We start from the raw sequence: 26,983 nt of genomic DNA on the forward strand, positions 1-26,983 counted from the left end.
CCCATGTTTTTTGATGCCCGCTGCTTTCGCCCCGTTTTGTTTGCATGTGTGGCAGCCTTTGGGATCGTTGGCCTGTCGCCCTTGGCCCAAGCAGACAGCACGCAAACGCTCCCCGATTATGTGATCGCGGAATTTGGCCAGCCGCCTGCAGTACCCAGTGGTCCCTTACCGCAAGATTTGGAATTTGCTGTGCGCGCAGTGTTTATCGAAAGCCTCGAACAATCGGTGTGGGGCCGGGATCAAATGCTGGCCTTGGAACAGATCGCGCAGTCCAAGGATCCGCGCCTTGCATGGATCGTCAGCGATATGATGCGATTTACATGGCAGTCAGAGTTTGATGACGCTTTGGCGGACGCTGCAACGCGATTGTTACAGGTTGATCTGGAAACGCCCTACCGCTGGGCCGAGATCACCAACCATCTGATTGCATGGGATATTCCGGCCTATCCGGGATACTTGGAGGCCAAGCGATCGATCTTTACCAATTTTGTCCCTGGATGGGAGCGTATTTTCGTTGAGGGTGATATCGATTGGCGCCATGTCTCGTGGGGTGGGGTTTTGATCGATGACCGGCCTTACGACACGACCGATGAGGCCTGCAATTGCATTCCGGCGGCGGACAACCCGCAGGTGAGCACAGCGGCCGAGGCCACATGGCTCCGCGATGAGGATATCGTCTTTGGCATCGAAATAAATGGCGAGGCCCGGGCCTATCCGCGCCAGATCATGGAAGTGCGTGAGATGGTGAATGACACGCTGGGCGGACGCGATCTGGGCATTCCCTATTGCACGTTGTGCGGTGCCGCGCAGGCCTATTTCACGGATGAATTGCCCCAAGGGGTCGCGCGTCCGGTGTTGCGCACGTCAGGCCTTCTGATCCGGTCCAATAAAGTGATGTACGATATCACCACCCATTCGGTGTTTGATACGTTTCTAGGCCATGCAGTGACGGGGCCCTTGGCAGATCGCGGTCTGAAACTGCAACAGGCCACGGTGATCACTACGGATTGGGGGACATGGAAAGAGGATCATCCAGACACAACAGTTCTGATCGAAGACCTCGCAATGGGGCGCAATTTTGACTTTCGCAACGGACGTGATGCCAATGGCCCGATCTTTCCCGTGGGCGATGTGGACCCGCGATTGCCAGTCCAAGAGGATATTATTGGGATTGTCATGGCCGATGGCACGCCAGTGGCCTTTGAACGGGCTGCAGCGATGATCGCGCTGACCAACGGGGTCGATGTAACCTATGGCGATGTGCGGCTAAAGCTGGATGCTGCAGGCATCAAAGTTGTGGATGCCGACGGTCGCGATTTGGGCTCCCACCAAGCGTTTTGGTTTGCTTGGTCGCAGTTTCATCCCAATACCGAACTATGGGCGGGCTAAAGGCCCTCTTGCGGGATCGAGAATAGTACCCAATCGCCAATTTGATCGACCGCCACGCCGCCCTCGGCCCGTCTGTCGGCGATGGCGCCAACCTCATGTTTTGGGCAGCCGATCAGAAGTGCGGTGTGATCCAAATAGTCGATGGTCAGGTCATTTTCCCCGATCACTTGGCAGACATCAGCCTCCGCCGGATAGGGGCGCACGCCGACCAGCCCCGAGGCCTCGGGCGGTGTATAGGCACAGGCCGCTAGCAGAGCGATGGCGGGTGAAAAGCGCAAAATCATGTTGTTTCCTCAAATCGATATTCAGTGACTTGTCCGTAGGTTTCGCCCGCGTTTAATCGCACAGAGGGAAAGTCATCTCGGTTTGGGGCGTTAGGAAACCCTTGGGTCTCGAGCGCGATATGGCTGTAGGGGGTCGGCAATGTGCGTCCGTCGTAGACTTGCAAGCCAGCCTCGGAGGTGGCGATGGTCATGCTGATGCCACAGGGTGCTGTGAGGCGGGCCACGTCGCGGACTTTGTCGGTGCTTTGGAGCAGAACAAGATTGTGATCAATCGTGCCTGTTGAATCGGCGGGCAAGGTCAGATCGCTAGCGAAATTATAGGGGCAAGTTTCGACTTGGGTCGGGATATTGGCGTCATCCACGGCCAGCCAATGCTGCGTGTCGACCCACAGTTTATGGCCTGCGAAAGTCTTGGACCCGTCAAGGTTCCAGTAGCCGTGATGGGTGAGATTGACCCAAGTGTCAGCGTCAGTGGTGGCCAGCATCGTCAGCCAAAGTGAACTGCCAACTATTTCATATCGCAGGGCAAAGGCACGGTTGCCGGGAAAACCACTGTCGCCGTCCGGGGCCGTCAGCGTGAGCAAAACATGGGTGTCTGCGATCTCGGCCATTTGCCAATTGCGAAAACTAAAGCCGTCTTTGCCAGAATGCAGACAGTTGGGGGCCTCGTTTGGATCGAACTGGTGCGTGTTGCCGTCCAAACTGGCTGCTGCATCCTCAATTCGGTTGGCCACAGGACCGATCATGCACCCCGCATAGGTACCGGCGCTGAGGTAGTCCCTCAGCGTATCATAGCCCAGCGTCATGTTGGGGCCATCGCCCATCCGAACAGACTGCACTGTGGCACCATAGCTGAGAATGGCCACTTCCAACTGATCGTTTTTCAGCACGTGGCGGGTAACGACCTCGCCGTTGTCTAGCGTTCCAAAGCTCATAACGCCTCCCAATGAACACCTGCTGCGGGGATGATTTGGTCACCCACAGTCGTGTCCGTTTGATCATAGTTGAACCAGAACCGATGTGTCGAGGTTGTGCGGCATCGCAAGCCTTCGGGCAGGGACATAGTGGCAATGTCTGCCGCTTCGCAAAGATGCCTAAGGATGCGGTCGAACGCCAGTTGGTCGGGCCAACCTGCGAGGTAATAGAGGCCATTGTCACCGGTCAATGCGGGCAGGCCGCTTTGTGTTTTGAACAGCGCCGGGGCGCTTCCTTCGAGATGCTCGAAGAAATGCATCAGGCTTCCGCCGCCGTCCAGCGCCATCAGCGCTGTGGCGGGCATGGTTTCTGTCATTGTTATGGTCGCCTCAAGGCCAGGCAGGTTCGGCCCCATAGGTAGCGGGATCGATAGCTCGTCTGTTTTGGTGTTTGTGCGGGGGCCCAACAAGGCGGTGCCTTGGTAGTCTGGCAATTGGGTGAGGATGAACTGCGGTAGGCTCAACAGGCCGGGGGCCAGCACCAGTTTATAGTCGGCCAATCTAGCGTCAGCGGCATTGACTATATCTACGTTTAGGCCTTTGCGCCGCAAAGCCTTGTAGGTGTCGAAGCATAAGGCAAAGTAGTCGAAACTGGCACCTTGGGGCTGGGCCTTCCATGCCCAATCTGACGGGTAGTCGAACAACAGGGCCACGTCGGAGGGGCCTGCATCGGTGTCGGGCAAGTCCGCGATTTCACGCGCCACTTGCTGGCATTCGGCAAAGGCCGGTGCGGGCGCGCTGTCTGGGCGTAGCAGGCCTGCGTGCATTTGCTCTTGGGCAAAGGGGGCTTGCCGCCAGCGAAAATAGCAGACGGTTTCGGCGCCATGGGCGAATGCCTCCCACGCCCAGAGGCGGGCCATGCCGGGCAACGGGGCTGGGTTGAACGGGGCCCAGTTTACGGGGCCGGGTTGTTGTTCCATGATCCACCAGCGGCCACGCCCCACGGCACGGTAAAGATCGTGGTGGAACGCCTGCATGTCCGGATCGCCTTGCCGCAGAAATTGCGCTTTGTGGGCCTCAGATGCCTCGAGCCGATCTGACAAAAATCCGATAGGGTAGCTATCCCATGAAGCGATATCCAGATCAGCGCCAACATCGAAATGGTCAAAATCCAGCACGCGGCCCATATAGTTGTGAATGAGCGGCGCGTCAGTGTAACGGCGCAGGATGTCCGTCTGAACCCGATTGAAGGCGACCACTTGGTCCGAACTATAGCGTGCAAAGGCCAGTTGGTGCGGGTGATTGGGTTCGGTCACAGTCAGGTTGGGCAAATCCACTTGGTCAAAGCTGTCGTATTCCATGGACCAGAACACATTGCCCCATGCCGCGTTTAAGGCTTGGGTCGATTGGTATTTTTGGGCCAGCCAGTCTTGGAAGCCTTTGCGCGCCGCCTCGGAATAGCTGATCGTGGTGTCGTGGCAGCCGTATTCATTGTCGGTCTGCCATGCGGCGATATGGGGGTGGGCAGCGTAACGTTTTGCCATGGCTTCGACAATGATTGCGCATTGGTCGCGGTAGCCAACGTGGGAAAAGCAATAGTGACGGCGTGAGCCAAATTTGCGAGGGTGACCTTGGGCATCCACGGCTAGCATGTCGGGGTATTTGTCCACGACCCATCGGGGCGGTGTTGCTGTGGGTGTGCCCATGATGATCTTGAGGCCTGCCTTGCCAAGCACGTCGATGGCGCGGTCCAACCACGCCCAATCGAAGGTGCCTTCGGAGGGTTCCAGACGGCTCCATGCAAATTCGCCGATGCGTACCCATGTCAGGCCCGCGTCAATCATTTGGGCGGCATCACGCGCCCAAATATCTTCGGGCCAATGTTCGGGATAATAGCAAGTGCCAAGGGTACGTTTCATGCAGGCTTAGTCCAATAGGATCCGGGGTTCTGGCAAGCCGGTCGAGACGGCGTTGACCACAAAGGTTTGGCCGTGTTCGGGGGTGTTTGCCAAGTCCTGATCACTCAGGTTTTGCGTGGCTGACGTGACGTAGAGATCGGTGAGGTCAGGACCGCCAAAGGCAGGGCAGGACGTGTGCAGGGCAGGTAGGGCAACGGCGTGAATGAACTGGCCCTTGGGGTCGTAAGCAGCCACGCGCCCAGCCCCCCACTGCGCATTCCAAAATGTGCCGTTTGCGTCAGTGACCGCGCCGTCTGGACCGAAATCCTGGTCCGTAAAATTGAGGAACACCTGCCGATCCCCTTGAGGCCAGCCAAGATCATCAAGGGGCTGTCGCCACACGATCTTTGCCCCGCTGTCCGAGAAGTAGGCACAGGATTTGTCGGGGGCAAAGCAGATGGCGTTGGGGATGGTGATATTGGTAAATAGCTGGTTCAACTCGCCTTTGTAAAAGCGGTAAATTGAGCCTGCGTTTGGTTGGGCGGTAAGGCCCATGGTGCTGATCCAGAACCCGCCCCACGGATCGGCGCGCCCGTCGTTGGAGCGGGTGTTGGGGTTGTCGGCTTCGAGGTTTGCGACGTGGGTTTGCGTCCCTTTGGTCAGGTCAAAGCAGAACAAGGCGCGGTCAGAGGCGATAAGCAGCGTGTCGCGGTCAATCCATCCGCAGGCCGAGACCATATGGTCAAACGCCCAAGATTTTGCTTTGGAATGCAGCGTTTTGTTCAAGATATCGAACCAAAAAAACTCACTGCGATCTGGATGCCAGAACGCGCCTTCGCCTAAGGCGCAAACGCGGTCATCGAAAATCACGCGGTGGCCTTGTCGAATGCGGCGACCATAGCGGTGGCGAGGGTCTTGACCTCGGACGCCGCACGCCCGGGTTTATAAAGCGCCGATCCAATGCCAAAGCCATCTGCGCTGGCCGCCATCCATTCGCCGAAATTATCCGCGGACGCGCCACCAACTGCGAAGACTTGTGTGCCGGGGGGCAGAACCGCGCGGAGTGCTTTCATGCCTGTAGGGCCCATCAATTCTGCTGGAAATATTTTCAGCCCATCAGCGCCAGCCTTTAGGGCGGCAAAACATTCGGTGGGGGTGTAGACGCCGGGCCAGCTTTGCAGCCCGAGCTCCTTGCTGCGCTTGATCACGTCCAGATCGCAATTGGGCGAGACGATCAACTTGCCGCCAACATCGGCCACTTGCTCGACGACATCGGTGTTAAGGACCGTGCCTGCGCCGATCAGGGCCTGAGCGCCAAAGGCCTTTGCCATTATCCCGATGCTGTCCAATGCGTCGGGTGAATTCATCGGGACTTCGATCCGGTCGATGCCCGCCTCGATCAGAACGGCGCAGACATCATGGGCCTCAGGCGGGGTGATGCCGCGCAGGATGGCGATCAAAGGGCGGCTCATACGGTTTCCTTTACATGGGCGTGGGCAGCGGTCAGGCCTGCAAGGGTCATGCGCGTTCCATCGGTTTGGGTCACCGGCACGGCTTGGGCTTGCAACGCGTCGGTGTAGATTTTCGACAGGCCGTCTGCACCCAAGACGCAAACATTCTGGCCCAACCAATAGGGTTTCGAGGCAGCCAGTTCCGCGCCGATCAGCAGGCCCGACAACTTGGCGCGGGCTTGGTGCGGGGTTTGATCGGTCAGCAAGTCAGCCGCACGAATGGAAAAGAGGTTCGCCGCCAGTGTTTCGGGCCGCGACATGGCGAGTTCCAACCCTTCCGCAAACGCCAGATCATCCCACCCCGCGCCGCCTACGGAATGCTTTAGAACGGAGTTTTGGGACAGCAGATTGAACATCTCGCCAGTCATAAAGGTGCGGAAGCTGATAATCTCGTTTGCGCTGATATGGACCCATTTGGTGTGTGTGCCCGGCAAACAGACAACGCCGTCCCAATCCTTGTTCAAAGACAAAAAGCCTGCGATCTGGGTTTCTTCGCCGCGCATTACATCGTGGTTTGGTTTGATCTGTTGCACGCCGGAGATCACGCGGACCTTGAGGCGCGGATCATCACAGGGCGGCATGACCACTTGATCAGGCAGAACCGGGCATGGGGCTGTGGAGTAGGGCGCCTCAACCCACCCTTGGCGCGAACCGACCATGCCACAAGCGATCACATCAGTGGGGCCTGCCAACCACGGGCCAATAAGTTCTAACAAAGCCGGTTCAAAATCTTCGCGTGCCAGTTGGCCCATGCCTTTGGGACTGCTGGCTTGGGCCAAAACGGTGCCCGAGCGCGACATGGCATAGCAGCGCAGGTTTGAGGTGCCCCAATCGACGGCAATCCAGTCTGCTTTGATCCCTGTTTCGCTCATCCTGTCACCACAACGCCGCCATCAATCACCAAGGCCTGGCCTGTCATCATTTTAGAGGTTTTGGAGGCCAAAAACAAAACGCCGTCCACGATGTCTTGGGGGTCAAGCGTATCCTTCAGGCATTGGCGGTCCAGATGCGCGGCTAGGCCTTCTTCGGTCACCCACATATCCTTTTGTTTTTGCGTCAGAACCCAACCGGGGGCCAATGCGTTGACGCGGATTTTGTCGGGTCCGAACTCGCGCGCAAGGCTGCGGGTCATGCCGTTGATGCCGGAATTGGCGGCCGTATAAAGAGGATAGCCTGCATTGCCCATCATATAGCTGATGGAACTGAAGTTGATGATCGAGCCAAAGCCAGCGGATTGCATCTGCGGCAAGACGGCTTGGCAGGCAAAGAAATAGGCCTTGAGGTTGACCGCCATCATCCAATCCCAGAAATCGCTGTCGACTTCCCCAGTCGTGTGGCGTTTGTCATTTGCGGCGTTGTTGACGAGGGTTGTGATTGGGCCGTGGGCGTCGGCGGATGTCTGGATCGCTGCCTGTAGGGCGGTGGTGTCAGTGATGTCGCATTGGATGAATAGAGGGCGGGTGCCGTGCTTGGCCTCCATCTCGTCCGCAAAACCCGTGGCGTCCGAGCGACCGACAAAGGCCACTTTGGCCCCTTGCGCCAGAAACCCGTCAGTGATCGATGCACCGATGCCGGACCCGCCGCCAGTGATGAACACAGAGGCCCCTTTGAGGTCGTGAAAGGTTGCGGTGACGGTCATAGTCGTTCTCCTTCAAGGACCCACATTGTGTCGGGGAAATGCCATGGCAGGACCACGCCGTGGGTCATCAACCAAGCGCCGGACACCTCAATGGGACCGTCTTTGAGCGCAGGGGTGCCGCGGGATAATGTTGCCGGTGCGCCGCTGATGCGGTTGGTGAGGGTAACGCGGTATTTTGCATTGGGCTCTAGCCGCGTCAGGCGCAATGGGCGCGGTGCGATTTGCGCGCTGGTTTCGGCCTTGCCTGCGAAAACGACAAAGCGGGTGCTGTCCTCGGACAGTTGTTGTTCGGCCAACACCGCAGGGTCGGGACTGTCGAGACGCAAGATATCAGCGCGCAGCATCCAGTCACGGTTGTACTTCCACCAGCTTGTGACTTCACGCAGAACGGCTGCTTCTTCATCGGTCAACTCGCGCGGATCCATCTCAAATCCCATGTGACGCTGCGCGGCGACCCATGCGCGGAAACTGATGTCATGGGTGCGGCCAGAGGTATGGCATTTGCGCGGCCCGACATGGCTGCCGGTGACGGTGGCAGGCAGGAACAAGGCAGCGTTGTGCTGGATTTTCAACCGCTCCAACGCGTCGTTGCTGTCGGACAACCAGACCCGCTGCGTGCGGCTCAGGATGCCAAAATCAATCCGCCCGCCGCCAGAGGCACAGCTTTCAATTTCCACTTGCGGGAAGTCGGCGCGCAGACGGTCAATAAGGGCATACGACCCCCGGGTTTGCGCCGCATCGGGGGCGGGCAGGACGCGGTTGTGATCCCATTTGATGTAATCGATTTCGTGATCGCGCAGGATTGCAGCCATGCGGTCATAGATAAAGTCGCGCACCTCGGGCAGGGCCATGTTCATGGCTTTTTGCTGGCGGCCCAGTGTTTGATCCTCGGACCCCAAGGCCCAATCGGGATGGGCGCGGTGAATGTCGCTGTCTGGGTTGATCATCTCGGGCTCGAACCAGATGCCAAAGCTCATGCCCAGCCCATGGATGTGGTCGATCAGGGGGCCAAGCCCATCGGGATATTTGCGCGGGTCCACTTCCCAATCTGAAAGGCTGGTGGTGTCGTCGTCGCGTTGCCCGAACCAACCATCGTCCAAGACAAAGCGTTCGGCACCCAGATCTGCGGCTTGGGCTGCAATATCCTTGAGGATCGGCAGTTTGTGATCGAAATAGACCGCTTCCCAACAGTTGTAATGCACGGGGCGCGGGCGATCGGGATTGGGCATTGTGACGATGCGGTCACGCAGATGCCGCTGGAAGGCCACGGCACACCCGTTCAGCCCGTCGGAAGAAAAGTTCAGGTAGAGTGGTGCTGTTTCAAACCGTGTGGCGGCATCGACTTCCATGCGCGCGGCGTGGCCCCATTGAACCTGTCGACGGCCATCGGGCAGTTCTTCGGCGATCATTTTGTGACCACCGGACCAACCATAATGAAAGCCGTAGACTTGCCCTTGGGTGTTGGTGGCCCCGCGACAGGGGATCAAAAGGCCGGGGAAGTGTTCGTGGCCTGTGCGGCCCGTGCGGTTCTCACGGTAGCGCATGCCTGCAGACCATGCGGTGCGGTTCATCTGAAATTCCCCACACCAGCGACCTGCAAAATCGAGCATCTCATCGCTCAGTTGTGGGGCTGGCAAAACCGGTGCGGCCAACCAATGCAGATGGACAGGGCGGTCAGCCTCTAGGGCAGCTTGGGCTGTGATAATGCGCGTGTGCGGATCGGTTCTGAATGTGGCGATATAAGTCAGCGAAAGTTCGTGATCGCGGCAGGTCAGGGTAAGGCCGTCCGTTTCATCGACCTCTTCCAGACAGAACTTAGGCAGCACCGGTGTGCCGTCACTGTCGCGCAGGATCAGGCCGGGTTGACCGGGAAAGGTACGGCTGGCCTCGGGGCAGATGCTGAGGTCAGGATTTTCATCTAGCATGCCGCCTGTGACGTCGATCATGTGTGCTGCATAAAGGGTCTGTAGATCTTCGTCATCGGGCAAGGGGGCGCCCCAATAGACCACCTCGGGAAGTCGTGCGTTCTTGCACGCCAAAACAAGGGTCTGGCGACCATCATCCAGCCGGAACGTTTGTGTCATTTTACGGCACCCAAAGTGAGGCCTGCGATAAAGTGCTTTTGCATTGCAAAGAACATGATGACGGGGGGCAAGGCGGCCACGATGCTGCCCGCGCTCATCAGGTGATATTGCGCCACAAATTGCGAGTTAAAGCTGGTGATGCCAGCGGTTACTGGTTGTGCGCCGGGGCCTTGGGTCAGCACCACGGCCCAGAAATAATCGTTCCAGATGAAGGTAAAGATCAGAACGGCTAATGCGGCCAGTGCAGGCTTCATTAATGGCATGACGACGAACCAAAAGATGCGCCACTCTGCGATGCCTTCGACACGCGCGGCCTCGACCAGCTCGAAGGGAAGTGCGCGGATAAAGTTGCGCATAAAGAGCGTGCAAAAGCCTGTTTGGAAAGCGATGTGGAACAGGATGAGTCCCAGTTTCGTGTCGTATAGGCCCAGTGTCAGGGTCAGATCGCGCACAGGCACCATAAGGATTTGGAATGGCACGAAGTTTCCTGCAATGAACATGAAGAAGATCAGCAGGTTGCCCCGAAAGCGGTAGATGCCAAGGGCAAAGCCGGTCATGCACGACAAGGCCACAGCGCCGATGACCGTCGGCACGGTGATCAGGACCGAGTTCATCATGTATCTGGGCATATCGCTTTCAAAGAAGACTTTGCCGTAGTTGGTGAAGCCCTCAAAAGTCGAGGGCATGCCCCAATAGTTGCCGTTCGAGAAGTCGGCCAGTGGTTTGATCGAGAACATCGCCACGGCGATCAGGGGGAGCAGCCAGATGATCAGCACGATAGGCAGGAGGGTTTGGTATCCGATTTGGACGCCGCGGGACGATTTTTCTATTGGTTTGGGAAACATCAGCGGCCTCCTTTCTCGTCTTGGTACATCGACCACAGGAAGTAGCAGATGAAACCAAGCATAATGAAGAACAAGACCACGGCGATGGCGGCGCCATAGCCCATGCGGAAGCCGAATTCAGAAAGGGATTCCTCGAACATGTAAAACGACAAGACGCGGGTCGAGCCGAATGGCCCGCCATTGGTCATCACGCTGATCAGGTCGAACGAGCGCAGCGCACCGATGATGGTCACCACAAAGGCGATGAATGTGGCGGGTTTTAACTGTGGCAGGATCACGTGCCACAGCATCCGCGTGCCTTTGGCACCGTCCAGTCGAGCGGCCTCGATTTGTTCTGGGTCCACGGCGTTGAGGCCGGTGAGGTAGAGGATCATACAATAGGCCGTCTGCGGCCAAAGGCCTGCGGCGATGATGCCGTAAGTGGCCAGCGATGGATCCCCAAGGATATTCACAGTGTCCATACCAACAAAGGTCAAAATTGCGTTCAACAGGCCTTCGCGTGGCAGGTAGAACCACGAAAACACAAGGCCCACGACCACTTGGCTGATCACAAAGGGGAAGAAAAACAGCGACTTATACAGCCGGATGCCTGCCACTTTCTGGTTCAAAAATAGTGAGATGAACAAGCCGCCGGGGATTGCCAACAGGTAGAGGACCAGCCATTTGATATTGTTCCAGAACGAAATCCCAAACTTGCGATCATTCGATAAAAGACGCTCGTAGTTGTCCGTGCCGACCCATGTTTTTTCACCCAAACCGTCCCATTCATGGAAGCTGATCCAAAAGCTTTGGCCTATGGGAATAATCACATAAGCGGTGAAAAAGATCAGGGCAGGAATGAGGAAAAGCCACGGGGTGATGGCGATCTCGTTGCGCTTGTACCAACCGCGTGTGGGTTGTGCGTGTGGCGTCATGGATGGCATGGCTGTGCCTTTCGTTACGGTCAACACATTCGAAAACCAATTCAGACGGCTTGCGGATGGGTTGAAAAGGGGCAGACCACAGATGGCCCGCCCCGATCATCAGGTCTTATTTGTAGACGCGGCTACGGACGTCTTCGAGGCGTGCAAGGATGTCATCCAGGTTGTCTGGGAACACCATGAATTCTTGCAAGCCTTCCATGCCGGCGGATGCCATTTCAGCAGGGAAGTCGCGGTCAAAGAACTGTGCAACGCCGCCAGTGGCATTGTTTGACAGCATGTCAAAGCCCTGCTCGAGGAACTCGTCTGCATCAACAGAAGAGGCTGCGTTCACAGGCAATTGCCCCAGTTTGTCGCCACCGTTGATGTCCGACTGGACCTCTGCGGATGTGACGAACTGCAAGAACGCGCGCGCATTGTCTTTGTTCGAGGCGTTCGCAGGGATGTGGAATGTATCTGTCGGGGCGTCTTCACCCATTGGAACATCCGCGATCTTCGGGAACTGGTAGAAATCGATTTGATCATCGGTCAGGCCTGCGTCACGCAAGTGAGGCACCGCAAAGTTACCGATCAAATAGGCAGCGGCGTCGCCGTCTGTCATGAACTTCAACGCTTCCTGCCAGCTGTAGGATTGGTGATCAGGGATATATCCGCCCATGTCGATGATCTTGCGCCAATTGGCGAAAGTTTCACGAACGCGTTCGTCTGTCCAAGCCACTTCACCACGGGCCAACTGCATGTGGAAGTCAAAGCCGTTTGTGCGCATGTTCAGGTAGTCAAACCAACCGCCAGCAGTCCACAGGAACTTGGTGCCGATGGCGTAGCAGGATTTACCGGACGCTACGATTTTTTCGCAGTTTGCCAGCTCTTCGTCGAAAGTCGTTGGCTCAACCAAGCCCAGCTCGTTGAAGATGTCTTCGCGGTAGTAGATGCCCCATTGGTAGTATGTGTATGGTACACCCCACTGTTTGCCGTCCAAAGTCATCGCACCTTTGACAGCGTCCAAACCGGGCAGGTCGCCATTTTCGTACATGTCAGAGATGTCTTCGAACAGACCAGCGGATACGTATGGGCCCATGCGGTTGGCGGCATACCAGTTCACAACGTCTGGGGCGTTGGCGGTCAGCGCGTTGCGGATCTGTGTTTTCCAAGCTTCGCGGTCAACGATGGTCAATTCGATGTTCAGGTCCGGGTGCATTTCACCGAACTGCGCCACAAGGCCTTCCATCACTGCGCGCGGAGCAGGGTTGGACATGTCGGACGAAATTTTCAGATCGCCTGTTAATGGTGTTGCGTGGCTACCGGCAATTGCGCCGCCTGCCAGTACGGCAGTCGTCGCCAACGCCGCGATGGACGTTTTTAGAATGGAATGCATGGTTTCCTCCCTGGATGCTTCCCTAAATATGTCGTATCTGGTTCCAAATAGTGAAACTTGGTTTTAGATATTGAAAACTTAACCGCGACTCGCCTATGGTTGTCAACAGGTCATCGTTGCAGCGCAGGGAGATTCTGCGACGCGGGCCTTGGGAGGAAGACAATGGCGGGACCTACGGGTGACGGCACAGTAGGCAAAGCACTAGAAGTGCTGGATCAGGTGGCAAGCTTTGGCCGCCCTGTCCGGTTTGCTGAATTGCTGGAGGCCTCGCCCTTTCCCAAAGCCACGCTTTATCGGTTCCTGCAAACTCTGACCAATCAAGGCATGCTCAGCTTTGACACAGATCGCAACAGCTATTCACTGGGCGTGCGTTTGGTGCGTCTTGCACATACGGCGTGGCAGACATCTTCGCTGGCCCCCATTGCGCGGCCACATCTTGATGCGCTCAGCGCCTCGGTGGGCGAGACTGTGCATCTGGCCCAGTTGGATCATGCGCAGGTCTTGTACGTAGACAAGCGCAACGCCGCCAATCCGGTCGAAATGTATTCCCAAGCGGGCAAGGTTGGTCCAGCCTATTGCACAGGTGTTGGTAAGGCCATGCTGGCCTTTTTGGACCAAGAGATGCTTGAACCAATCCTGCAACAGCAGTCGTTTCACCGCTTTACACAGACCACTCTGGGCAGCGTGTCTGAGATGCGTGCTGAGTTGGAGGAAATTAAGGAACACGGCTACGGCTTTGACCGCGAAGAGCACGAACCGGGTATCATCTGTGTGGCCTTGCCCATCTTGACCACGCGGGGCCGTGTGTTGGGGGCGCTCTCTGTGACCAGCACAACCACCCGAACCAATTTGGCGGCTTTGGAACAATTGGTTCCGGAAATCCGTCAAGCCGCCACCAAAATTGCAGAAGCTGCCCAGGATTGGCGCTTTCCCGATCAACATCGAACGACCGCTTAGGAGACATCCATGTCAGAAGTCATTTTGAAGAATGCTATCAAACGCTACGGCGACGTGCAGGTGATCCATGGCATTGATCTGGAAATCGCAGAGGGCGAGTTTTGTGTGTTTGTCGGCCCATCAGGTTGTGGCAAGTCCACGCTGTTGCGCATGGTGGCGGGCCTTGAGGAAACCACCGAAGGCAAAATCCATATCGGTCCACGTGATGTGACCGACATGGACCCGTCCGAGCGCGGGGTCGCCATGGTGTTCCAGACCTATGCTTTGTATCCGCACATGACCGTTGAGGAAAACATGGGCTTTGGCTTGAAGATGAACGGTGTGCCCAAGGCCGAGATCGCCAAGAAGGTCAAAGGTGCCAGCGATGTTTTGAAGCTTGATCAGTACCTCAAACGCAAACCCAAGGCCCTGTCCGGTGGTCAGCGTCAGCGTGTGGCCATTGGCCGTGCGATTGTTCGAGGCCCCGAAGTGTTCCTGTTTGACGAGCCTTTGTCGAACTTGGATGCTGAATTGCGGGTCGAGATGCGGGTCGAGATCGCGCGCTTGCACCAAGAACTGGGTGCTACGATGATTTATGTGACCCACGATCAGGTTGAGGCCATGACGCTTGCCGACAAGATCGTAGTGTTGCGCGCTGGTATCATCGAGCAAGTCGGCGCACCGATGCAGCTATATCGTGATCCCGACAACAAGTTTGTGGCGGGTTTCATCGGCTCGCCGGCGATGAATTTCGTTAAGGGGGTCGTTGAGGGCGGTGAAGTGGCTGTTGCCGGTTTGGGCGCGTCCTACCCACTAAAGGTCCAGACACCTGCGGATGGCACGGCAGTCGAGATGGGCGTGCGCCCAGAGCACCTCACGCTGGTGCGGGGCGGTGGTGATCTGACCGTGGATCTGACCGAGGCGCTGGGCGGGGTATCCTATGCGTATCTGTCGACACCCACCGGAGAGCGGATCATTGTGGAAGAACGCGGCGACGATCGTGTCGAAGAGGGCGATAAGGTTAGCCTTTCTTTCGACATCGATCGTGCGATGCTTTTTGACGCCAAGACCGAAATGCGCATTCGTTAGGGCAGGGGGATCTGGTTTGCCTCTGCGATCAGATCCCGACCCATCTGTGCGAATAGATCCCCGTAGTCCAAAGTGACCCAGTTTTCGGCGATGCGCCCGTCGGCGACCCTGTAGAAATCCATCACGCGCAGGGTCAATGGCTGTCCAGTGGCTTTTTGGCCCAGATAATCGCCTTGGAAGGTCATGCTCATAGAGGGCCAACCCGAGACCGCTGCGTAATTGGCGTCTCCGATACGGCAGTAGTGGTTACCGCCTTTGCGATCAGGGAAAGCATGCAAAAACGGGGTTCTGTGGTCTTTGACAAAGCCCTCCCAGCGATAGTTTGACCCGACGCCTGCAGGCCCATACCACAACATATCATCAGCCCATGTGCCGTCTTCGCCAGTCTGGCCGGCGGATCCACCTGTTTTGGGATCATAGACGTGTAAATCCCCCAACATGCGCTGCACCACATCCAAACTTACCGCGCCATCATAGCCTGTGGGGCACAGCCCATCTTGAGTGGCGGGTGCCGGAAAGGCCAGTTCGGTGCCAAGGCTGGGCAGGGGCAAACGGCCTGATTGATACATCAGATCTGGCAGATCCAGAATGATCTTGGCCTCGGTAATCTGTCCGTTTTCGATACGGTAGAATTCACCGGACCGTAGAAATGCCAGTTTGTGTGATGGGTTTAACCCGAACAAAGGGGCATCGAAATTGCCCACATAATGCGTCACGCAGGCGCACCATTGGCCGCCCTGTTCGCGGATGTTGCTGCCGCCGATGAACAAAATATCGCGGCGATGGGCGTGGCTGAGCGCTCTGGCCAAAGGTTCGAGATATTCGGTCAAAACGGCCTCAGACCCCAAAAGCTGGTTCACCGGCCATGAAATATCCCACACCGATTCCTTGGCGATGACGGCCTGAAATTTGCGCGGGTTTGTGAGTAAGTGTGCCAAATCCTCGCGCAAGGTGCTTCGAAAATCGTTCATTTTATTGACCTTTTCCTATTTCTTTCGCCGCATGTCAGAAAATACTTGGCAAATCAGATGGCTCTTCGTAGCCTTTTTGCAAACGTGTGCAAAATAATTTCGCGCACAGGATCCAGGGAGGTTCTGATTTGGCTGAAATACAGCTGCGCAACGTGTCAAAGCGTTGGGGCTCGTTCGTTGGGGTGCAAAACTTTGACCTCACAATTGCAGATCAAGAGTTTCTGGTTTTGTTAGGCCCGTCCGGCTGCGGCAAGACCACGACCATGCGGATGATCGCCGGATTGGAAGACGTCACAGACGGCGAAATTATCGTTGATGGCACAGTGGTCAACGATCTTGAACCCAAAGACCGCGACATCAGCATGGTGTTTCAATCCTACGGTTTGTACCCAAATATGAATGTGTACGACAACATCCGCTTTCCTTTGAAAGTGCGCAAAGTCGATCCTGCGACCCACAACGAACGGGTTATGCGGGCGGCTGAAATGGTTGAGCTGACCGAATTTTTGCACCGCAAACCGGCTGAGTTGTCTGGTGGCCAACGCCAACGTGTGGCATTGGCGCGTGCGATTGTGCGCGAACCCAATGTGTTTTTGATGGATGAACCGCTGTCGAATTTGGACGCCAAATTGCGTGTCAGTACCCGTGCCCAGATCAAGAACCTGAGCCACACTTTGAAGGTGACCACGATTTACGTGACACACGATCAGATCGAAGCGATGACGCTGGCGGACCGGGTTGTGATCATGGAAAAAGGCGTGGTCCAACAGGTCGGAACCCCGGTTGATATCTACGACAAGCCTGCCAACACCTTTGTGGCCAGCTTTATTGGCTCGCCCGCAATGAACCTTATCGATGGTGAGTTGAGCGGCGGAGTGTTTCGTGCCGACAATATCGAGGTGTCTGGACTGAAGGGGCCTGATGGCAAGATCACCCTTGGATACCGTGCCGAAGACGCGCGTGTTGTGCCTGAGGCGGCACAGATTAACGCGCCCGCCTACACCATGGAATTGCTGGGCGATTCCACCATGGTCACCGTTCGGGCAGGAGGGGCTTTGGTCAGTGTAAAAGCCGACAAAGACTACCGTGCCGAAATTGGGGATGCTGTGTGCATCGAGATCCCATCTGAAATTTGCCATTTGTTTGATCCAAGCACAGGCAAACGATTGGAGGGCTAAGCCCCCCAATTTGTCCTCACCTCTATCGGGTGGGGCATCACCGGATGTGGACTTGCAAGACACATCCATAAAAACAAGAAACAGGGAGTCGAAAATGTTTCTGAAGAAAATCTCAACAGCCATGGTGCTGTCGTTGGCCGCAACGGCCTCGTATGCGGGGGGTCATGGCTGCGCCATTGATGCGCGCGTATCTATTGTGGGCAATGAATTCCCGGCGATCCAAACTGTGGGTGCTGCGGCACAAGAATGCACAGGTGCCGAGGTCAAAACGAACCTGACAGCCGATCACCAGACAATCAACGTGCCCGGCATGACTGGTACGCCTGCTGAATACACATCAGCGATTGTTGCCAACTCGTCCATCGTTGCCTTGATCAACGAAGATGTTATTCGCCCGCTGGACGATCTGGTCGCCAAACATGGTGAAGGCCTCAAGAAAAATCAGCTGATCACGATTGATGGCAAGGTGATGGCCGTTGCCTTTATGGCCAACGCGCAGCACTTGGTATACCGCGCTGACGTGCTTGAAAAAGCTGGCGTTGAGGCCCCAACAACCTACGAGGAAATGTTGGCAGCCGCTGAAAAGATCCGTTCGATGGGTCTGATGGAAAACCCCGTTGGCGGTGCTTACAAAGCTGGTTGGAACCTCGCGCAGGAATTCAACAACATGTATATCGGTCATGGCGGCGAATTCTTTGAGCCGGGCACAGCTACAGTCAGCATCAACAACGAAGCCGGTGTGGCGACATTGGAAATGATGAAGGCACTGTCTGAGTATATGAACCCGGACTACCTTACACATGATTCCAATGCCACAAACGCTGAATACCGTGCAGGCAACGTTGCATTGATGAACATGTGGGGTAGCCGTGCTGCAACTATGACAGATGCAGATGGTGTCTCTGATGAGGTCAAAGCCGGCTTTGCAATCGCAGGCCCGATGACTGTTGGTGGTGGTTCGACACCTGCGACAACTTTGTGGTGGGACGGCTGGACAGTCGCCAAGAACATCTCTGACGAAGAAGCAGAAGCCACATTCATTGCGTTGACGCATGCTGTTCGTCCAGAAATTCTAAACGAAGAGACATCCACTCAAGCGGTTTGGTTGATCGATGGTTACGAGCCAACACCAGCGGCCACTGGCGTGTTTGCGGCAGCGAACTCGTCCTCGGTGCCATATCCAATGTTGCCGTTCCAAGGTCTATTGCACACAGCTTTGGGTGCTGAATTGTCTGACTTTATGCAAGGCAAGGAAAGCGCCGAGCAAGCCTTGGCAGACGCTGAAGCAGCCTACACTGCTGCAGCCAAAGAAAAAGGCTTCCTGCAGTAATTTGCAGAGCCAAGGCAGGGGCGCAGATGCGTGCCCCTGCCATTCACAATTTTCCTAACCTGATGGGCGACCTGATCCATGAAGCATAAGACTTTTTTCTGGTTCTTCCTGCCAACAGCCCTTGCCATGCTGTTGTTTATCGCACTGCCGATTATTTCGGTGGTGATCCAGTCCATGCACACGCCGCATGATCAGGTTTTGAAAGTTGTCGAAAATTGCGGCCCATTTGGATGTACGCAAGAAACCACAGTTGATAACGAGGCCACGCAAGTTTTGCGTGATGAAAAACCTCTGGGCAAATTTGTCGGTGCGCAGATTTACTTGGATCGCGGGCACTTGGCGGTGACCGAAGTCGCGGCCGCTTGGAAGACCCGCGATAGTATCGGAGACTTTTTCGAGACCCTTCAAAACCTGCCATTCTATCGCGCGATGTTTTTTACGCTGGTTTATACCTTTACGGTGACGCCACTTCTGATCGTGCTGGGCTTTGCCATCGCCGTGGCGGTCAATTCCTTGCACCGGCACCTTAAGGGGTTGGTGATCTTTTTCTCGCTCTTGCCAATGATTGTGACGCCATTGATTGGCTCGCTGATCCTGTTTTGGATGATCGACAGTCGCGGGGTCATCGGCAACAGTTTGCAATGGGTCTTTGACGATCCCAATTTATCTCTCAAGGCATCAACCACGCTGACATGGATCACGCTGATTTTCTATGGGGTCTGGAACTCTGCGCCGTTTGCGTTTGTGGTGTTTTATGCGGGCCTGCAAACCCTGCCGCAGGACACGTTGGAAAGTGCGATGATCGATGGGGCCACACGCTGGCAGCAAATCCGCTACGTCGTTATTCCGCACTTGATGCCCCTTGTGACCTTTGTGGCGCTAATTCAGTTGATGGATAATTTCAGGGTATTTGAGCCCATCGTTGGCTTTAATGCCGAGGCCCATGCAACCTCGTTCAGTTGGATCATCTTTAATGATCTTCAGGGCGAGACGCGGCTTTTGTCATCGGCAGCTACCACTTCGGTGCTGACCATCATCGGGGTTGCGATCCTGCTATCGCCCGTCCTTGTGCGCACATGGCGCGACTTTAATTCGAAGGTGTGATCTGATGGCGTCCAAAGCAACACAACAACCGCTCGGCCTCAAGATTTTCGCGGGCCTGTTCATCGCCTTTTGGCTAACCCTCGCAGCGTTCCCATTCATGTGGACCTTGTGGGGTTCCTTTAAGGTTGAGTTGGATTTCTTTTCCATCGCAGATTGGACCAACAGCCTAACCGGTAAGAACACCGAAGAGGTGTATGGCAGTCCGTTTACCACAACTGGCTATGCAGGCGCATGGATCCAAGAAGGGTTCGGGCGGGCCGTGTTCAACACATTTATCGTGTGTATCTTTGTGGTCTGTACGTCGCTGACCATCGGTACCTTGGGGGGCTATGCCCTGTCGCGGTCGAATTATCGTTATACGTTTTGGCTGTTGATCATTGCGTTGATCTTTCGTGCGATGCCACCAATCACTTTGGTGTCCGGCTATTTGCCACCGTTCTTTCAATGGAACCTCTGGGGGATTTTGCCCACGTCGATCATTGTTCTGGTGGCGATCAATCAGCCGTTTACATTGTGGATGTTGCACAGCTTTTTCCAAAAGATCCCAAAGGAATTGGATGAAAGTGCGCGCGTTGACGGGTGCACCCAGTTCCAAGCCTTCCGCCATGTGATCATCCCGGTCATGTGGCCCGGCGTGATCACCACAGCACTCTTTAGCTTCCTTTTGGCCTACAACGATTTTGCGGTCACAGCGATGCTGTTGAGCAAGGAAAACCAAACCATGGTGCCCAAAATTGCAAGCTTCCTTGGGACGACCCAGACCGAGGGAAACGTGATGTTTGCGGTGGCGGCTGTGGTCTCAGCGACAGCGCCCTTGTTCATCCTTGTGATGTTCTTCCAGCGTCACATCGTCAGTGGTTTGACTGCCGGTGCTGTTAAAGGATGAGCAGCGGTAAGGTCACATCGCTGGATGTGGCCGAAGCTGCTGGCGTTAGTCGATCCGCGGTTAGTCGGGTGTTCACGCCCGGTGCATCTGTTAGCGAAAAGACCGCCCGGAAAGTGCGCGCAGCTGCGGCTGATTTGGGCTACCGTCCGAACGCCCTAGCACGGTCCTTGCTGACGGGTCGGTCGCGGATGATTGGTCTTGTGGTCGCTTATCTGGACAACCATTTCTATCCGCGTGCCTTGGAACAGCTATCTGCGAGTTTAGAAAAGCAAGGCTATCATGTGTTGGTGTTCATGGCCTCCCATACCGAGGGCAATGTCGATCATGTCGTGCGCGAGATTTTGGATTATCAAGTCGACGGACTGGTTTTGATGTCGGTCTCGCTGACCTCGGATTTGGCGCAGCTTTGCCGCCAGAACGATGTGCCAGTGGTCTTGTTTAATCGTCGTCTGGGGGACGCGGGCGAATTGGCCGTTGTCTCGGACAACCAAAGGGGTGGGCAAATGGCAGCCCAGCATTTTGCCGACATTGGTCTTGAACGTGTGGGCTATATTGCCGGTTGGCATGCCGCCAGTACGCAAAATGATCGGGAAGCCGGCTTTCGTGTGGAATGTGCGAAACTGGGTTTGGAACTGGTGGCGGTTGAGGATGGCGAGTTCAATCCGGACCGCGCCCATGCCGCGACTTTGAAAATGTTTGGCCGCCCTGACCGGCCCCAAGGGGTGTTTGTGGCCAATGACTATATGGCGTTCACTGTAATGGATGCGTTGCGTGGCCCGTTGGGGTTGAAAGTGCCAGATGATGTGTGCGTCATCGGTTTTGATGATGTGCCGACGGCGGCATGGCGCAGCTACGATCTGACGACCTTACGGCAAAACTCGCAAGGCATGGTCGATGAAACCGTGGCCTTATTGATGGCGGCGGTGCAGGGGCAGGCTGTGATTGCGCCGGTTCCGCTGAATGTTGAACTGGTCGTACGTGGTAGCAGCAGTCGAATTTGAGTATTTTGGGAAAAAAGAAACCCTAGCCCGTATGCAGTAATATCTGCTTCCACACCGCTGTTTCGTCGATCAGTGTGTATTCGCGGCGTAGGCCCCAAGGGCCAAATTCGGCGTGGGTTATGCCCATGATATAGACCGGCGCGCCAGTTGGCTTTCCAAAATGGCCAAATCCATCGTGAGTGCCGTGCAAAGACCACCGCACTGCGGCTCGTGGTGGCATGATATCGCTGGTCTGGCCTATAACATGATCGACGGTAAAGTTCGCCGTGGGCAAGGCGCTGCGAAGGCCCAGCCAGAACTGATCTGCGGCCTGATGCCCATGGGCTGACGTGTGGCTGGGATAGTGTAGGGCGCAGGCCCGATCATAGGCCTTTGGGATGACACAAAAGCCAGCCTGCATAATTTGACCTAGGATATCGGCCAAGCGTTGACCCGTTTCGTGATCATTGCCCGCCCCAGTGTAGGGGCCTGCCACATTGGTTTGTGCAGTGAGTGGGGGGACGCAAGCCTCTGGTCCCCCTTCGCGGGCGATCAGGTCGCGGGTCCAATCGACGATATCACAGCCCATTTGCAGGACGATTGCGCCTTGATCCCTGACCAGCCATTCGTCTTTGACGGCATTGGTTTGACACCAGCAATCGGCCAAGATCCGGTATTCCAAACGCTTGCCAGTGGCTGCGCCGTACATGCCATCGCCGCTGTGTGTCGCAGTACATAAAAGGCGGTGCGAGCTGAGAAAGCTATCGTCGTGCGTGGGCGTCCAGATGACGTCTTCGCCCAAAAGTTCCCGGTCCGGGAATTCGGCCAAGGTGGACTGTGTTGCGCCGATAATGCCTTTGTTGCCTTTGACCACACAGGCAGGAGAGCGCACGATCAGATCAGGACCGTAGTAGTTGTGCAAGCTGTCGATACGACGCGCTTCCCAGATGTCGTGGGTGATCCCTAGGATATAGTCAGGTGCGTCTTGCCAGCGTTCGTCAAAGCCGGGAAGAAAAGGCATTTATCGCGCGCCGTAGTATAGGCCTACAACGTGTTCGGCTTCTGCAAAGAACAACCAGCGGGCACAGATAACGCCTGCTATATGGCTGAGCACGGCAAAGGCGCCAAAGATATGCGTGAACGGCAACAAAAGCAGGACAACAGGGATCAAGACCATCAACAGTAGCGAGAGGATCCGTAGCTTTTGGGCGTGTTTGCGACCCACCACATGGACCATTTCCTTGAGCAGGTAGTTGGTGCCTGTATGAGGGCTTTCGAACTGTCGCACTTTGCCAATGGGGCCTAAGCCTGTCGCGGTTTCCATTGTGTGGCCTGCGTCCTGAAAGCGACTGTCACCAGTGAACCAGACAAAGGCTTGCAATGCGCCTGCGAGCAGCAGCAAGATCAGTGCGATGGTGACATTGCCAGTCATCAAGCTGCCACCTGCAAGGGACAGGATCAGAAACAGCGCCGGTGTCGTTGGTTGGTTCCAGCGCGGCACTGTTTTGAGTTGGGCATAGATCATAGAGGTGCCGTAGACTGTGCCCAGCGATAGCAACGCGCCAAGCCAACCCAAAGGGGCGATAGTGTTGGACATGAAGACCTGGCTGGCCGCAAACAGGGCCATGGTGATCAGGGTTGCCACAGAGAGAATGCCTTCACGGCTGAGCCAGCTTGTGCGCCATTGGGTGAACGCTTTGAGGAAGCGTTCGGGGTGGCCCAAGTGGAAGGTCGAAGACAACAAACCGCCTACAGCCATGATGTAGGCGATGGCGTAGAAGATAAACGCGGTCCAGCCGCTGACATTCGGCATGCCGAGGCCTAAAAAGACCAGCATGCCAAAACCAATGCCAGAAAAGACTGTGAACAGAATGACGGAAGGTGCTGGATGCATCAGATTTTCTCCAGAGCTTTGTCGAGCCAGCCCAAGAATCCTTTGGGTTCGGCCGCGACAGGTTCAAGGAAGGGGGCGAGGATGTCGACCTCTTCCCATGTATCTTTGGGCCGCGGTGGCAGGTATTGGTTCACGGGTTTTGTGCCTTGTTCTGGCATCAGGTCCATGCCACCGCGTTCCGCCACCAATTGACTGACATCGCTGTCCGGATCGCCCAGATCGCCGAAGTGACGGGCGCCTGCGGGGCATGTGCGCACGCAAGCGGGTTGGCGGTCTTCTTCGGGCAAGTTTTCGTTGTAGATGCGGTCCACGCAGAGGGTGCATTTCTTCATAACACCTTCGGCTTGGTCCATTTCCCGTGCGCCATAGGGGCAGGCCCATGCACACAGGCCGCAGCCGATGCAGTCGGTTTCATTGACCAAAACAATCCCGTCTTCGACCCGTTTGTAGCTGGCGCCTGTGGGGCAGACGGTAACACAGGGCGCGTCTTCGCAATGGAGGCAGGATTTGGGAAAGTGGATGGTTTGGGCAGGGCCTGCCTCGGGTTGGACCTCGTAGGAATGCACACGGTTCAGGAATGTTCCCGACGGGTTCGCGCCATAGGCGTCTTGGTCCGACAAGGGTGCGCCGTAGTTTTCGGTGTTCCATCCTTTGCACGAGACGACACAGGCGTGGCACCCGACGCAAGTGTCCAAGTCGATGACAAGGCCGAGTTTCTTTTCGGTATGGGTGGGGAGTTGGGTCATAGGACGTCTCCTTGTGTTGTGGCAGGGGCGTTGCCCCAAACCCCGGAGTATTGAGGCGAAGAAAAAACGGGGGCTTGGCTGACGGGCTGTTCTTTTTCGCGGTCCCATGTGGCCACGAAATAGATGAAAGAGCCAAAAGTCAGCAGAATAAAGCCACCGATGAGAAGAAGGATGCGGGACGTGCTCACTTGCCTACCTTCCATTCAAGGTTTTCCGGACCGCGACCAACGGGGGATTTGATCGGGTCAAAGCGCGGTTGAGATTCCGTTGGTGCGTCGGCCCGTTCGATTTTCACTTTCAGGTCGAACCACGCGGCTTGGCCTGTGATCGGATCGGAATTGGACCAGCGCAACCCGTCGCCTTTTGGCGGCATCAATTCGTGGATCAGGTGGTTCAGCAAGAAGCCTTTGGTGGCTTCGGGTGCATCTTTGTCCAAGGCCCATGCGCCTTTGCGTTTGCCGATGGCGTTCCATGTCCAGACCGTGTTCTCGTTCAGGGCGGCCATGTGGGCGACTGGCACTGTGATCTCGCCATGGGGGGATGTCACCCGCGCCCAATCGCCGTCGGCGAACCCATTGGCCTGCCAGATTTTGGTGGGCACGTAGAGCGGGTTGTGGCCGTGGATTTGGCGCAACCACGCGTTTTGGCTGCCCCAAGAATGGTACATCGCCATGGGGCGTTGAGTCAGGGCGTTGACAGTGAATTCGTCGTTGTGGCTATCGACTGAATCGTACCAGATCGGCAGCGGATCCATCTTGGTTTTGATCTGTTCGCGCAAGTGATCTGGCGGTTGGCGGTCGCCGTGGCCTTCGGCGGCCAGTTGGAATTTGCGCATCGGTTCGACGTAGAGTTGGAAGATGTAGGGCTGAACGCTGTCGTAGAAGCCTTTTTCTACCGCCCAGTCCTGATAGGCCATGTTCCACGGTTTGTAGTAGCGGGCATTGTCGGGCACGTCTTCGTGCCAGAAGCCCCCATTGGCGATGTAGCTGTCCAGTTGGCCTTCGTTGGCCTCGCCACGTCCGCCTTGCAACCCCTTTTCGCCCATACGCCAACCGGCCAATGGACCTACACCGGGTCGGCGGATGTGGTTGGTGATATAATCAGCGTAATCGTCGTATTTCTGGCTGCCGTCCTCATTAACAAAACCGGGCAGACCAAGGCGCGCGCCCAAATCACAGAGCACAGATTGGAAGCCTTTGACGTTGCGATCAGGTTCGATCACGGGCCAGCGAATGGCATCTGCCACGCCGTCAGCCTCGCAGATCGGACGATCCAGAAGGCTGATGCAGTCGTGGCGTTCCAGATAGGTGGCGTCCGGCAGGATCAAGTCGGCATAGGCCACCATTTCGGAAGAATAGGCATCGGAATAGATGATGCGCGGGATCACATATTCGCCGTCCTCGGTTTTATCCGTCAGCATCTCCATCACGCCGCGCGTGTTCATGCTGCTGTTCCACGACATGTTCGCCATATACATAAACAGCGTATCGATTTTGTAAGGGTCACCGGCATAGGCGTTGGAGATCACCATATGCATCAAGCCATGGCTGGACATGGGGTTTTCCCAAGTGAAGGCCTTGTCGATGCGGGCAGGGGTCCCGTCATCCTTAAGGGCCAGATCGTCAGGACCGTGCACGAACCCAAGATGTGGGCCATCCAATGCGCCGCCCGGTGTCACTTTGCAGTGCGGTTTGGGGTGGGCCGTTGGGGGCTTGGGATAAGGGGGTTTAAAGCGGAAACCACCGGGAACTTCGACGCTACCGAGGATGATTTGCAACACGTGCAGCGCGCGGCAGGTCTGAAATCCGTTGGCGTGGGCGGAAATTCCGCGCATGGAGTGGAAGCTGACTGGACGCCCGATCATCTTGGGGTGTTTTACGCCCCGAAAATCGGTCCATTCCTGATCAATCTCGATGGCTTCGTCAAAGGCCACGCGGGCGATTTCAGCGGCGATGTGTTTGATCTTTTCCGCTTTGATCCCAGTAGCATCCGCCACATTCTCGGGGGCATATTGTTCGTCCAGATAGCGTTCCGCCATCAAATGAAACACAGGCACATGGGTGAACCCGCCGTGGCGATAGGTGGCGCTGAGGTCAGGCTCGACCCCTTTGCCGTCAAAGGCTGCAGGTTTGCCTGTGCGGCGGTCAATGACCAGTGGTTTACCATCGCTGTCCTTCAGGAAAAGGCCAAATTCAGCACTGTCGGGGTCTTGATTGACCAGGACGGGCGCGTTGGTGAGGCGGGCCAGATAGTCCAGATCAATCTTGCCTGCTTTCATCAGTTCATGGATCAAAGCAAGGATCAGCAAACCGTCTGTGCCCGGCGTAATGCCCAGCCATTCGTCAGCAACCGCGTTGTAGCCCGAACGGATTGGGTTCACACCGATGACTTTGGCGCCGCGTTTTTTCAGCTTGCCCAGACCCATCTTAATCGGGTTGCTGTCGTGATCTTCGGCGACACCAAACAGCATGAATAGCTTGGTGTTGTCCCAATCCGGCTGGCCAAATTCCCAGAACGCGCCGCCCATCGTGTAGATACCAGCGGCGGCCATGTTGACGGAACAAAACCCGCCATGAGCTGCATAGTTGGGTGTGCCGAACCCCTGTGCCCAGAAGGAGGTGAACGACTGCGACTGATCGCGGCCGGTAAAGAAGGCCAGCTTTTCAGGGTTGTCGCGGCGAATTGGGGTCAGCCATTTTTCGGCGATGTCATAGGCTTCATCCCAAGAAATCTCTTCAAACTCGCCCGAACCACGCTCGCCCACACGTTTCATCGGGGCGCGCAGACGCGATGGCGCGTTGACCTGCATGATGCCTGCGCTGCCCTTGGCACACAGAACCCCTTTGTTCACCGGGTGGTCTTTGTTGCCTTCGATATAGGCCACTTTCCCATCTTTCATATGGACGTTGATCCCGCAGCGGCAGGCGCACATGTAGCATGTCGTCTTGCGGATCTCGTCGCTGACTTTGGGTGAGGTGTCGACAAAAGGTTGGTCTTTGGGCATCAGATC

Annotated in this window: 25 protein-coding genes; 8 read left to right on the plus strand and 17 right to left on the minus strand. The window is 56.2% G+C overall.

Annotated elements, in window-relative coordinates; all coding sequences use genetic code 11:
• The first annotated feature begins 3 nt into the window (after nt 1–3).
• Entirely contained in the window at nt 4–1,389 is a 1,386-nt protein-coding gene (locus tag ACIRQ6_RS01660) for a DUF3179 domain-containing (seleno)protein (RefSeq protein WP_420862393.1), read from the plus strand.
• Here ACIRQ6_RS01660 and ACIRQ6_RS01665 read toward each other — a convergent pair.
• The 11 genes from ACIRQ6_RS01665 to ACIRQ6_RS01715 form a co-directional block, all read right to left on the minus strand.
• Nucleotides 1,386–1,673: a hypothetical protein gene (locus ACIRQ6_RS01665; protein ID WP_420862394.1), complete on the minus strand. Its 288-nt coding sequence runs from the start codon at nt 1,671–1,673 to the stop codon at nt 1,386–1,388. The two genes, ACIRQ6_RS01660 and ACIRQ6_RS01665, sit on opposite strands and share 4 nt — an antisense overlap.
• On the minus strand, nt 1,670–2,608 hold the full coding sequence (locus tag ACIRQ6_RS01670) for an aldose epimerase family protein (RefSeq protein WP_420862395.1): 939 nt from the start codon (nt 2,606–2,608) through the stop codon (nt 1,670–1,672). Before ACIRQ6_RS01670 ends, ACIRQ6_RS01665 begins: the two co-directional genes overlap by 4 nt.
• A complete protein-coding gene (locus tag ACIRQ6_RS01675; RefSeq protein ID WP_420862396.1) occupies nt 2,605–4,506 on the minus strand; it encodes a beta-galactosidase in 1,902 nt (633 codons plus the stop codon). Before ACIRQ6_RS01675 ends, ACIRQ6_RS01670 begins: the two co-directional genes overlap by 4 nt.
• A gap of 6 nt (nt 4,507–4,512) precedes the next feature.
• Nucleotides 4,513–5,355 (minus strand): SMP-30/gluconolactonase/LRE family protein, encoded by an 843-nt coding sequence (locus tag ACIRQ6_RS01680; protein WP_420862397.1) that lies wholly within the window; start codon nt 5,353–5,355, stop codon nt 4,513–4,515.
• A complete protein-coding gene (locus tag ACIRQ6_RS01685; RefSeq protein ID WP_420862398.1) occupies nt 5,352–5,957 on the minus strand; it encodes a 2-dehydro-3-deoxy-6-phosphogalactonate aldolase in 606 nt (201 codons plus the stop codon). The genes ACIRQ6_RS01680 and ACIRQ6_RS01685 overlap by 4 nt, the downstream gene beginning before the upstream one ends.
• Nucleotides 5,954–6,868, minus strand: coding sequence for a 2-dehydro-3-deoxygalactonokinase (locus ACIRQ6_RS01690; RefSeq protein WP_420862399.1), 915 nt, complete (start codon nt 6,866–6,868; stop codon nt 5,954–5,956). Before ACIRQ6_RS01690 ends, ACIRQ6_RS01685 begins: the two co-directional genes overlap by 4 nt.
• Complete coding sequence (locus tag ACIRQ6_RS01695) at nt 6,865–7,635, minus strand: SDR family NAD(P)-dependent oxidoreductase (protein WP_420862400.1); 771 nt, start codon at nt 7,633–7,635, stop codon at nt 6,865–6,867. The genes ACIRQ6_RS01690 and ACIRQ6_RS01695 overlap by 4 nt, the downstream gene beginning before the upstream one ends.
• Complete coding sequence (locus ACIRQ6_RS01700; RefSeq protein WP_420862401.1) at nt 7,632–9,719, minus strand: alpha-galactosidase; 2,088 nt, start codon at nt 9,717–9,719, stop codon at nt 7,632–7,634. The genes ACIRQ6_RS01695 and ACIRQ6_RS01700 overlap by 4 nt, the downstream gene beginning before the upstream one ends.
• The gene (locus tag ACIRQ6_RS01705; protein ID WP_420862402.1) at nt 9,716–10,564 is read right to left on the minus strand and encodes a carbohydrate ABC transporter permease; all 849 of its coding nucleotides are present in this window, start codon (nt 10,562–10,564) and stop codon (nt 9,716–9,718) included. Before ACIRQ6_RS01705 ends, ACIRQ6_RS01700 begins: the two co-directional genes overlap by 4 nt.
• Nucleotides 10,564–11,478, minus strand: a complete 915-nt coding sequence (locus tag ACIRQ6_RS01710; protein WP_420862403.1) for a carbohydrate ABC transporter permease — start codon at nt 11,476–11,478, stop codon at nt 10,564–10,566. Before ACIRQ6_RS01710 ends, ACIRQ6_RS01705 begins: the two co-directional genes overlap by 1 nt.
• A gap of 115 nt (nt 11,479–11,593) precedes the next feature.
• Nucleotides 11,594–12,859 carry an ABC transporter substrate-binding protein gene (locus tag ACIRQ6_RS01715; protein WP_420862404.1) on the minus strand — a complete coding sequence of 422 codons (1,266 nt, stop codon included), beginning with the start codon at nt 12,857–12,859 and terminating at the stop codon, nt 11,594–11,596.
• 162 nt (nt 12,860–13,021) lie between these two features.
• Here ACIRQ6_RS01715 and ACIRQ6_RS01720 point away from each other — a divergent pair, with 162 nt between their 5' ends.
• Together ACIRQ6_RS01720 and ACIRQ6_RS01725 are read left to right on the plus strand one after the other, a co-directional pair.
• Complete coding sequence (locus ACIRQ6_RS01720; RefSeq protein WP_420862405.1) at nt 13,022–13,816, plus strand: IclR family transcriptional regulator; 795 nt, start codon at nt 13,022–13,024, stop codon at nt 13,814–13,816.
• 9 nt (nt 13,817–13,825) lie between these two features.
• Complete coding sequence (locus ACIRQ6_RS01725; RefSeq protein ID WP_420862406.1) at nt 13,826–14,884, plus strand: ABC transporter ATP-binding protein; 1,059 nt, start codon at nt 13,826–13,828, stop codon at nt 14,882–14,884.
• Here the strand turns inward: ACIRQ6_RS01725 and ACIRQ6_RS01730 are convergent.
• Nucleotides 14,881–15,855 (minus strand): ester cyclase, encoded by a 975-nt coding sequence (locus ACIRQ6_RS01730; RefSeq protein WP_420862407.1) that lies wholly within the window; start codon nt 15,853–15,855, stop codon nt 14,881–14,883. The two genes, ACIRQ6_RS01725 and ACIRQ6_RS01730, sit on opposite strands and share 4 nt — an antisense overlap.
• Before the next feature lie 128 nt (nt 15,856–15,983).
• Between ACIRQ6_RS01730 and ACIRQ6_RS01735 the strand changes: the two genes are divergently transcribed.
• The 5 genes from ACIRQ6_RS01735 to ACIRQ6_RS01755 all read left to right on the plus strand — a co-directional run bounded on the left by ACIRQ6_RS01735 (nt 15,984) and on the right by ACIRQ6_RS01755 (nt 21,354).
• Nucleotides 15,984–17,033 carry an ABC transporter ATP-binding protein gene (locus ACIRQ6_RS01735; protein WP_420862408.1) on the plus strand — a complete coding sequence of 350 codons (1,050 nt, stop codon included), beginning with the start codon at nt 15,984–15,986 and terminating at the stop codon, nt 17,031–17,033.
• Between the two features lie 94 nt (nt 17,034–17,127).
• Nucleotides 17,128–18,363 carry an ABC transporter substrate-binding protein gene (locus ACIRQ6_RS01740; protein WP_420862409.1) on the plus strand — a complete coding sequence of 412 codons (1,236 nt, stop codon included), beginning with the start codon at nt 17,128–17,130 and terminating at the stop codon, nt 18,361–18,363.
• Nucleotides 18,364–18,441: 78 nt separating this feature from the next.
• Nucleotides 18,442–19,467, plus strand: a complete 1,026-nt coding sequence (locus ACIRQ6_RS01745; protein WP_420862410.1) for a carbohydrate ABC transporter permease — start codon at nt 18,442–18,444, stop codon at nt 19,465–19,467.
• 4 nt (nt 19,468–19,471) lie between these two features.
• The gene (locus tag ACIRQ6_RS01750; protein WP_420862411.1) at nt 19,472–20,353 is read left to right on the plus strand and encodes a carbohydrate ABC transporter permease; all 882 of its coding nucleotides are present in this window, start codon (nt 19,472–19,474) and stop codon (nt 20,351–20,353) included.
• The gene (locus ACIRQ6_RS01755) at nt 20,350–21,354 is read left to right on the plus strand and encodes a LacI family DNA-binding transcriptional regulator (RefSeq protein ID WP_420862412.1); all 1,005 of its coding nucleotides are present in this window, start codon (nt 20,350–20,352) and stop codon (nt 21,352–21,354) included. The genes ACIRQ6_RS01750 and ACIRQ6_RS01755 overlap by 4 nt, the downstream gene beginning before the upstream one ends.
• A 22-nt stretch (nt 21,355–21,376) precedes the next feature.
• On the opposite strand, the gene ACIRQ6_RS01760 is transcribed toward ACIRQ6_RS01755, so the two are convergent.
• From ACIRQ6_RS01760 to ACIRQ6_RS01780, 5 genes are read right to left on the minus strand one after another with little or no spacing between them, the layout of a single operon-like run.
• Nucleotides 21,377–22,354 (minus strand): nuclear transport factor 2 family protein, encoded by a 978-nt coding sequence (locus tag ACIRQ6_RS01760; protein WP_420862413.1) that lies wholly within the window; start codon nt 22,352–22,354, stop codon nt 21,377–21,379.
• Nucleotides 22,355–23,227, minus strand: a complete 873-nt coding sequence (locus ACIRQ6_RS01765; RefSeq protein ID WP_420862414.1) for a dimethyl sulfoxide reductase anchor subunit family protein — start codon at nt 23,225–23,227, stop codon at nt 22,355–22,357. It lies immediately after the preceding gene.
• Nucleotides 23,227–23,973: a 4Fe-4S dicluster domain-containing protein gene (locus ACIRQ6_RS01770; RefSeq protein WP_420862415.1), complete on the minus strand. Its 747-nt coding sequence runs from the start codon at nt 23,971–23,973 to the stop codon at nt 23,227–23,229. The genes ACIRQ6_RS01765 and ACIRQ6_RS01770 overlap by 1 nt, the downstream gene beginning before the upstream one ends.
• Nucleotides 23,970–24,161 carry a hypothetical protein gene (locus ACIRQ6_RS01775; protein WP_420862416.1) on the minus strand — a complete coding sequence of 64 codons (192 nt, stop codon included), beginning with the start codon at nt 24,159–24,161 and terminating at the stop codon, nt 23,970–23,972. Before ACIRQ6_RS01775 ends, ACIRQ6_RS01770 begins: the two co-directional genes overlap by 4 nt.
• A complete protein-coding gene (locus ACIRQ6_RS01780) occupies nt 24,158–26,977 on the minus strand; it encodes a molybdopterin oxidoreductase family protein (RefSeq protein WP_420862417.1) in 2,820 nt (939 codons plus the stop codon). Before ACIRQ6_RS01780 ends, ACIRQ6_RS01775 begins: the two co-directional genes overlap by 4 nt.
• Between the last annotated feature and the right edge of the window lie 6 nt (nt 26,978–26,983).

The sequence above is a fragment of the Algirhabdus cladophorae genome, from assembly GCF_044772865.1.
GTDB classification, from domain to species: domain Bacteria; phylum Pseudomonadota; class Alphaproteobacteria; order Rhodobacterales; family Rhodobacteraceae; genus Algirhabdus; species Algirhabdus cladophorae.

Bases quoted from the DNA above. Each gene is read 5' to 3' on its own strand.
- ACIRQ6_RS01730 (WP_420862407.1), bottom strand. From the start codon at position 15,855: ATGAACGATTTTCGAAGCACCTTGCGCGAGGATTTGGCACACTTACTC.
- ACIRQ6_RS01760 (WP_420862413.1), bottom strand. From the start codon at position 22,354: ATGCCTTTTCTTCCCGGCTTTGACGAACGCTGGCAAGACGCACCTGAC.
- ACIRQ6_RS01720 (WP_420862405.1), top strand. From the start codon at position 13,022: ATGGCGGGACCTACGGGTGACGGCACAGTAGGCAAAGCACTAGAAGTG.
- ACIRQ6_RS01765 (WP_420862414.1), bottom strand. From the start codon at position 23,227: ATGCATCCAGCACCTTCCGTCATTCTGTTCACAGTCTTTTCTGGCATT.
- ACIRQ6_RS01705 (WP_420862402.1), bottom strand. From the start codon at position 10,564: ATGTTTCCCAAACCAATAGAAAAATCGTCCCGCGGCGTCCAAATCGGA.
- ACIRQ6_RS01770 (WP_420862415.1), bottom strand. From the start codon at position 23,973: ATGACCCAACTCCCCACCCATACCGAAAAGAAACTCGGCCTTGTCATC.
- ACIRQ6_RS01710 (WP_420862403.1), bottom strand. From the start codon at position 11,478: ATGACGCCACACGCACAACCCACACGCGGTTGGTACAAGCGCAACGAG.
- ACIRQ6_RS01755 (WP_420862412.1), top strand. From the start codon at position 20,350: ATGAGCAGCGGTAAGGTCACATCGCTGGATGTGGCCGAAGCTGCTGGC.
- ACIRQ6_RS01695 (WP_420862400.1), bottom strand. From the start codon at position 7,635: ATGACCGTCACCGCAACCTTTCACGACCTCAAAGGGGCCTCTGTGTTC.
- ACIRQ6_RS01670 (WP_420862395.1), bottom strand. From the start codon at position 2,608: ATGAGCTTTGGAACGCTAGACAACGGCGAGGTCGTTACCCGCCACGTG.
- ACIRQ6_RS01665 (WP_420862394.1), bottom strand. From the start codon at position 1,673: ATGATTTTGCGCTTTTCACCCGCCATCGCTCTGCTAGCGGCCTGTGCC.
- ACIRQ6_RS01740 (WP_420862409.1), top strand. From the start codon at position 17,128: ATGTTTCTGAAGAAAATCTCAACAGCCATGGTGCTGTCGTTGGCCGCA.
- ACIRQ6_RS01690 (WP_420862399.1), bottom strand. From the start codon at position 6,868: ATGAGCGAAACAGGGATCAAAGCAGACTGGATTGCCGTCGATTGGGGC.
- ACIRQ6_RS01780 (WP_420862417.1), bottom strand. From the start codon at position 26,977: ATGCCCAAAGACCAACCTTTTGTCGACACCTCACCCAAAGTCAGCGAC.
- ACIRQ6_RS01675 (WP_420862396.1), bottom strand. From the start codon at position 4,506: ATGAAACGTACCCTTGGCACTTGCTATTATCCCGAACATTGGCCCGAA.
- ACIRQ6_RS01745 (WP_420862410.1), top strand. From the start codon at position 18,442: ATGAAGCATAAGACTTTTTTCTGGTTCTTCCTGCCAACAGCCCTTGCC.
- ACIRQ6_RS01715 (WP_420862404.1), bottom strand. From the start codon at position 12,859: ATGCATTCCATTCTAAAAACGTCCATCGCGGCGTTGGCGACGACTGCC.
- ACIRQ6_RS01685 (WP_420862398.1), bottom strand. From the start codon at position 5,957: ATGAGCCGCCCTTTGATCGCCATCCTGCGCGGCATCACCCCGCCTGAG.
- ACIRQ6_RS01725 (WP_420862406.1), top strand. From the start codon at position 13,826: ATGTCAGAAGTCATTTTGAAGAATGCTATCAAACGCTACGGCGACGTG.
- ACIRQ6_RS01660 (WP_420862393.1), top strand. From the start codon at position 4: ATGTTTTTTGATGCCCGCTGCTTTCGCCCCGTTTTGTTTGCATGTGTG.
- ACIRQ6_RS01700 (WP_420862401.1), bottom strand. From the start codon at position 9,719: ATGACACAAACGTTCCGGCTGGATGATGGTCGCCAGACCCTTGTTTTG.
- ACIRQ6_RS01750 (WP_420862411.1), top strand. From the start codon at position 19,472: ATGGCGTCCAAAGCAACACAACAACCGCTCGGCCTCAAGATTTTCGCG.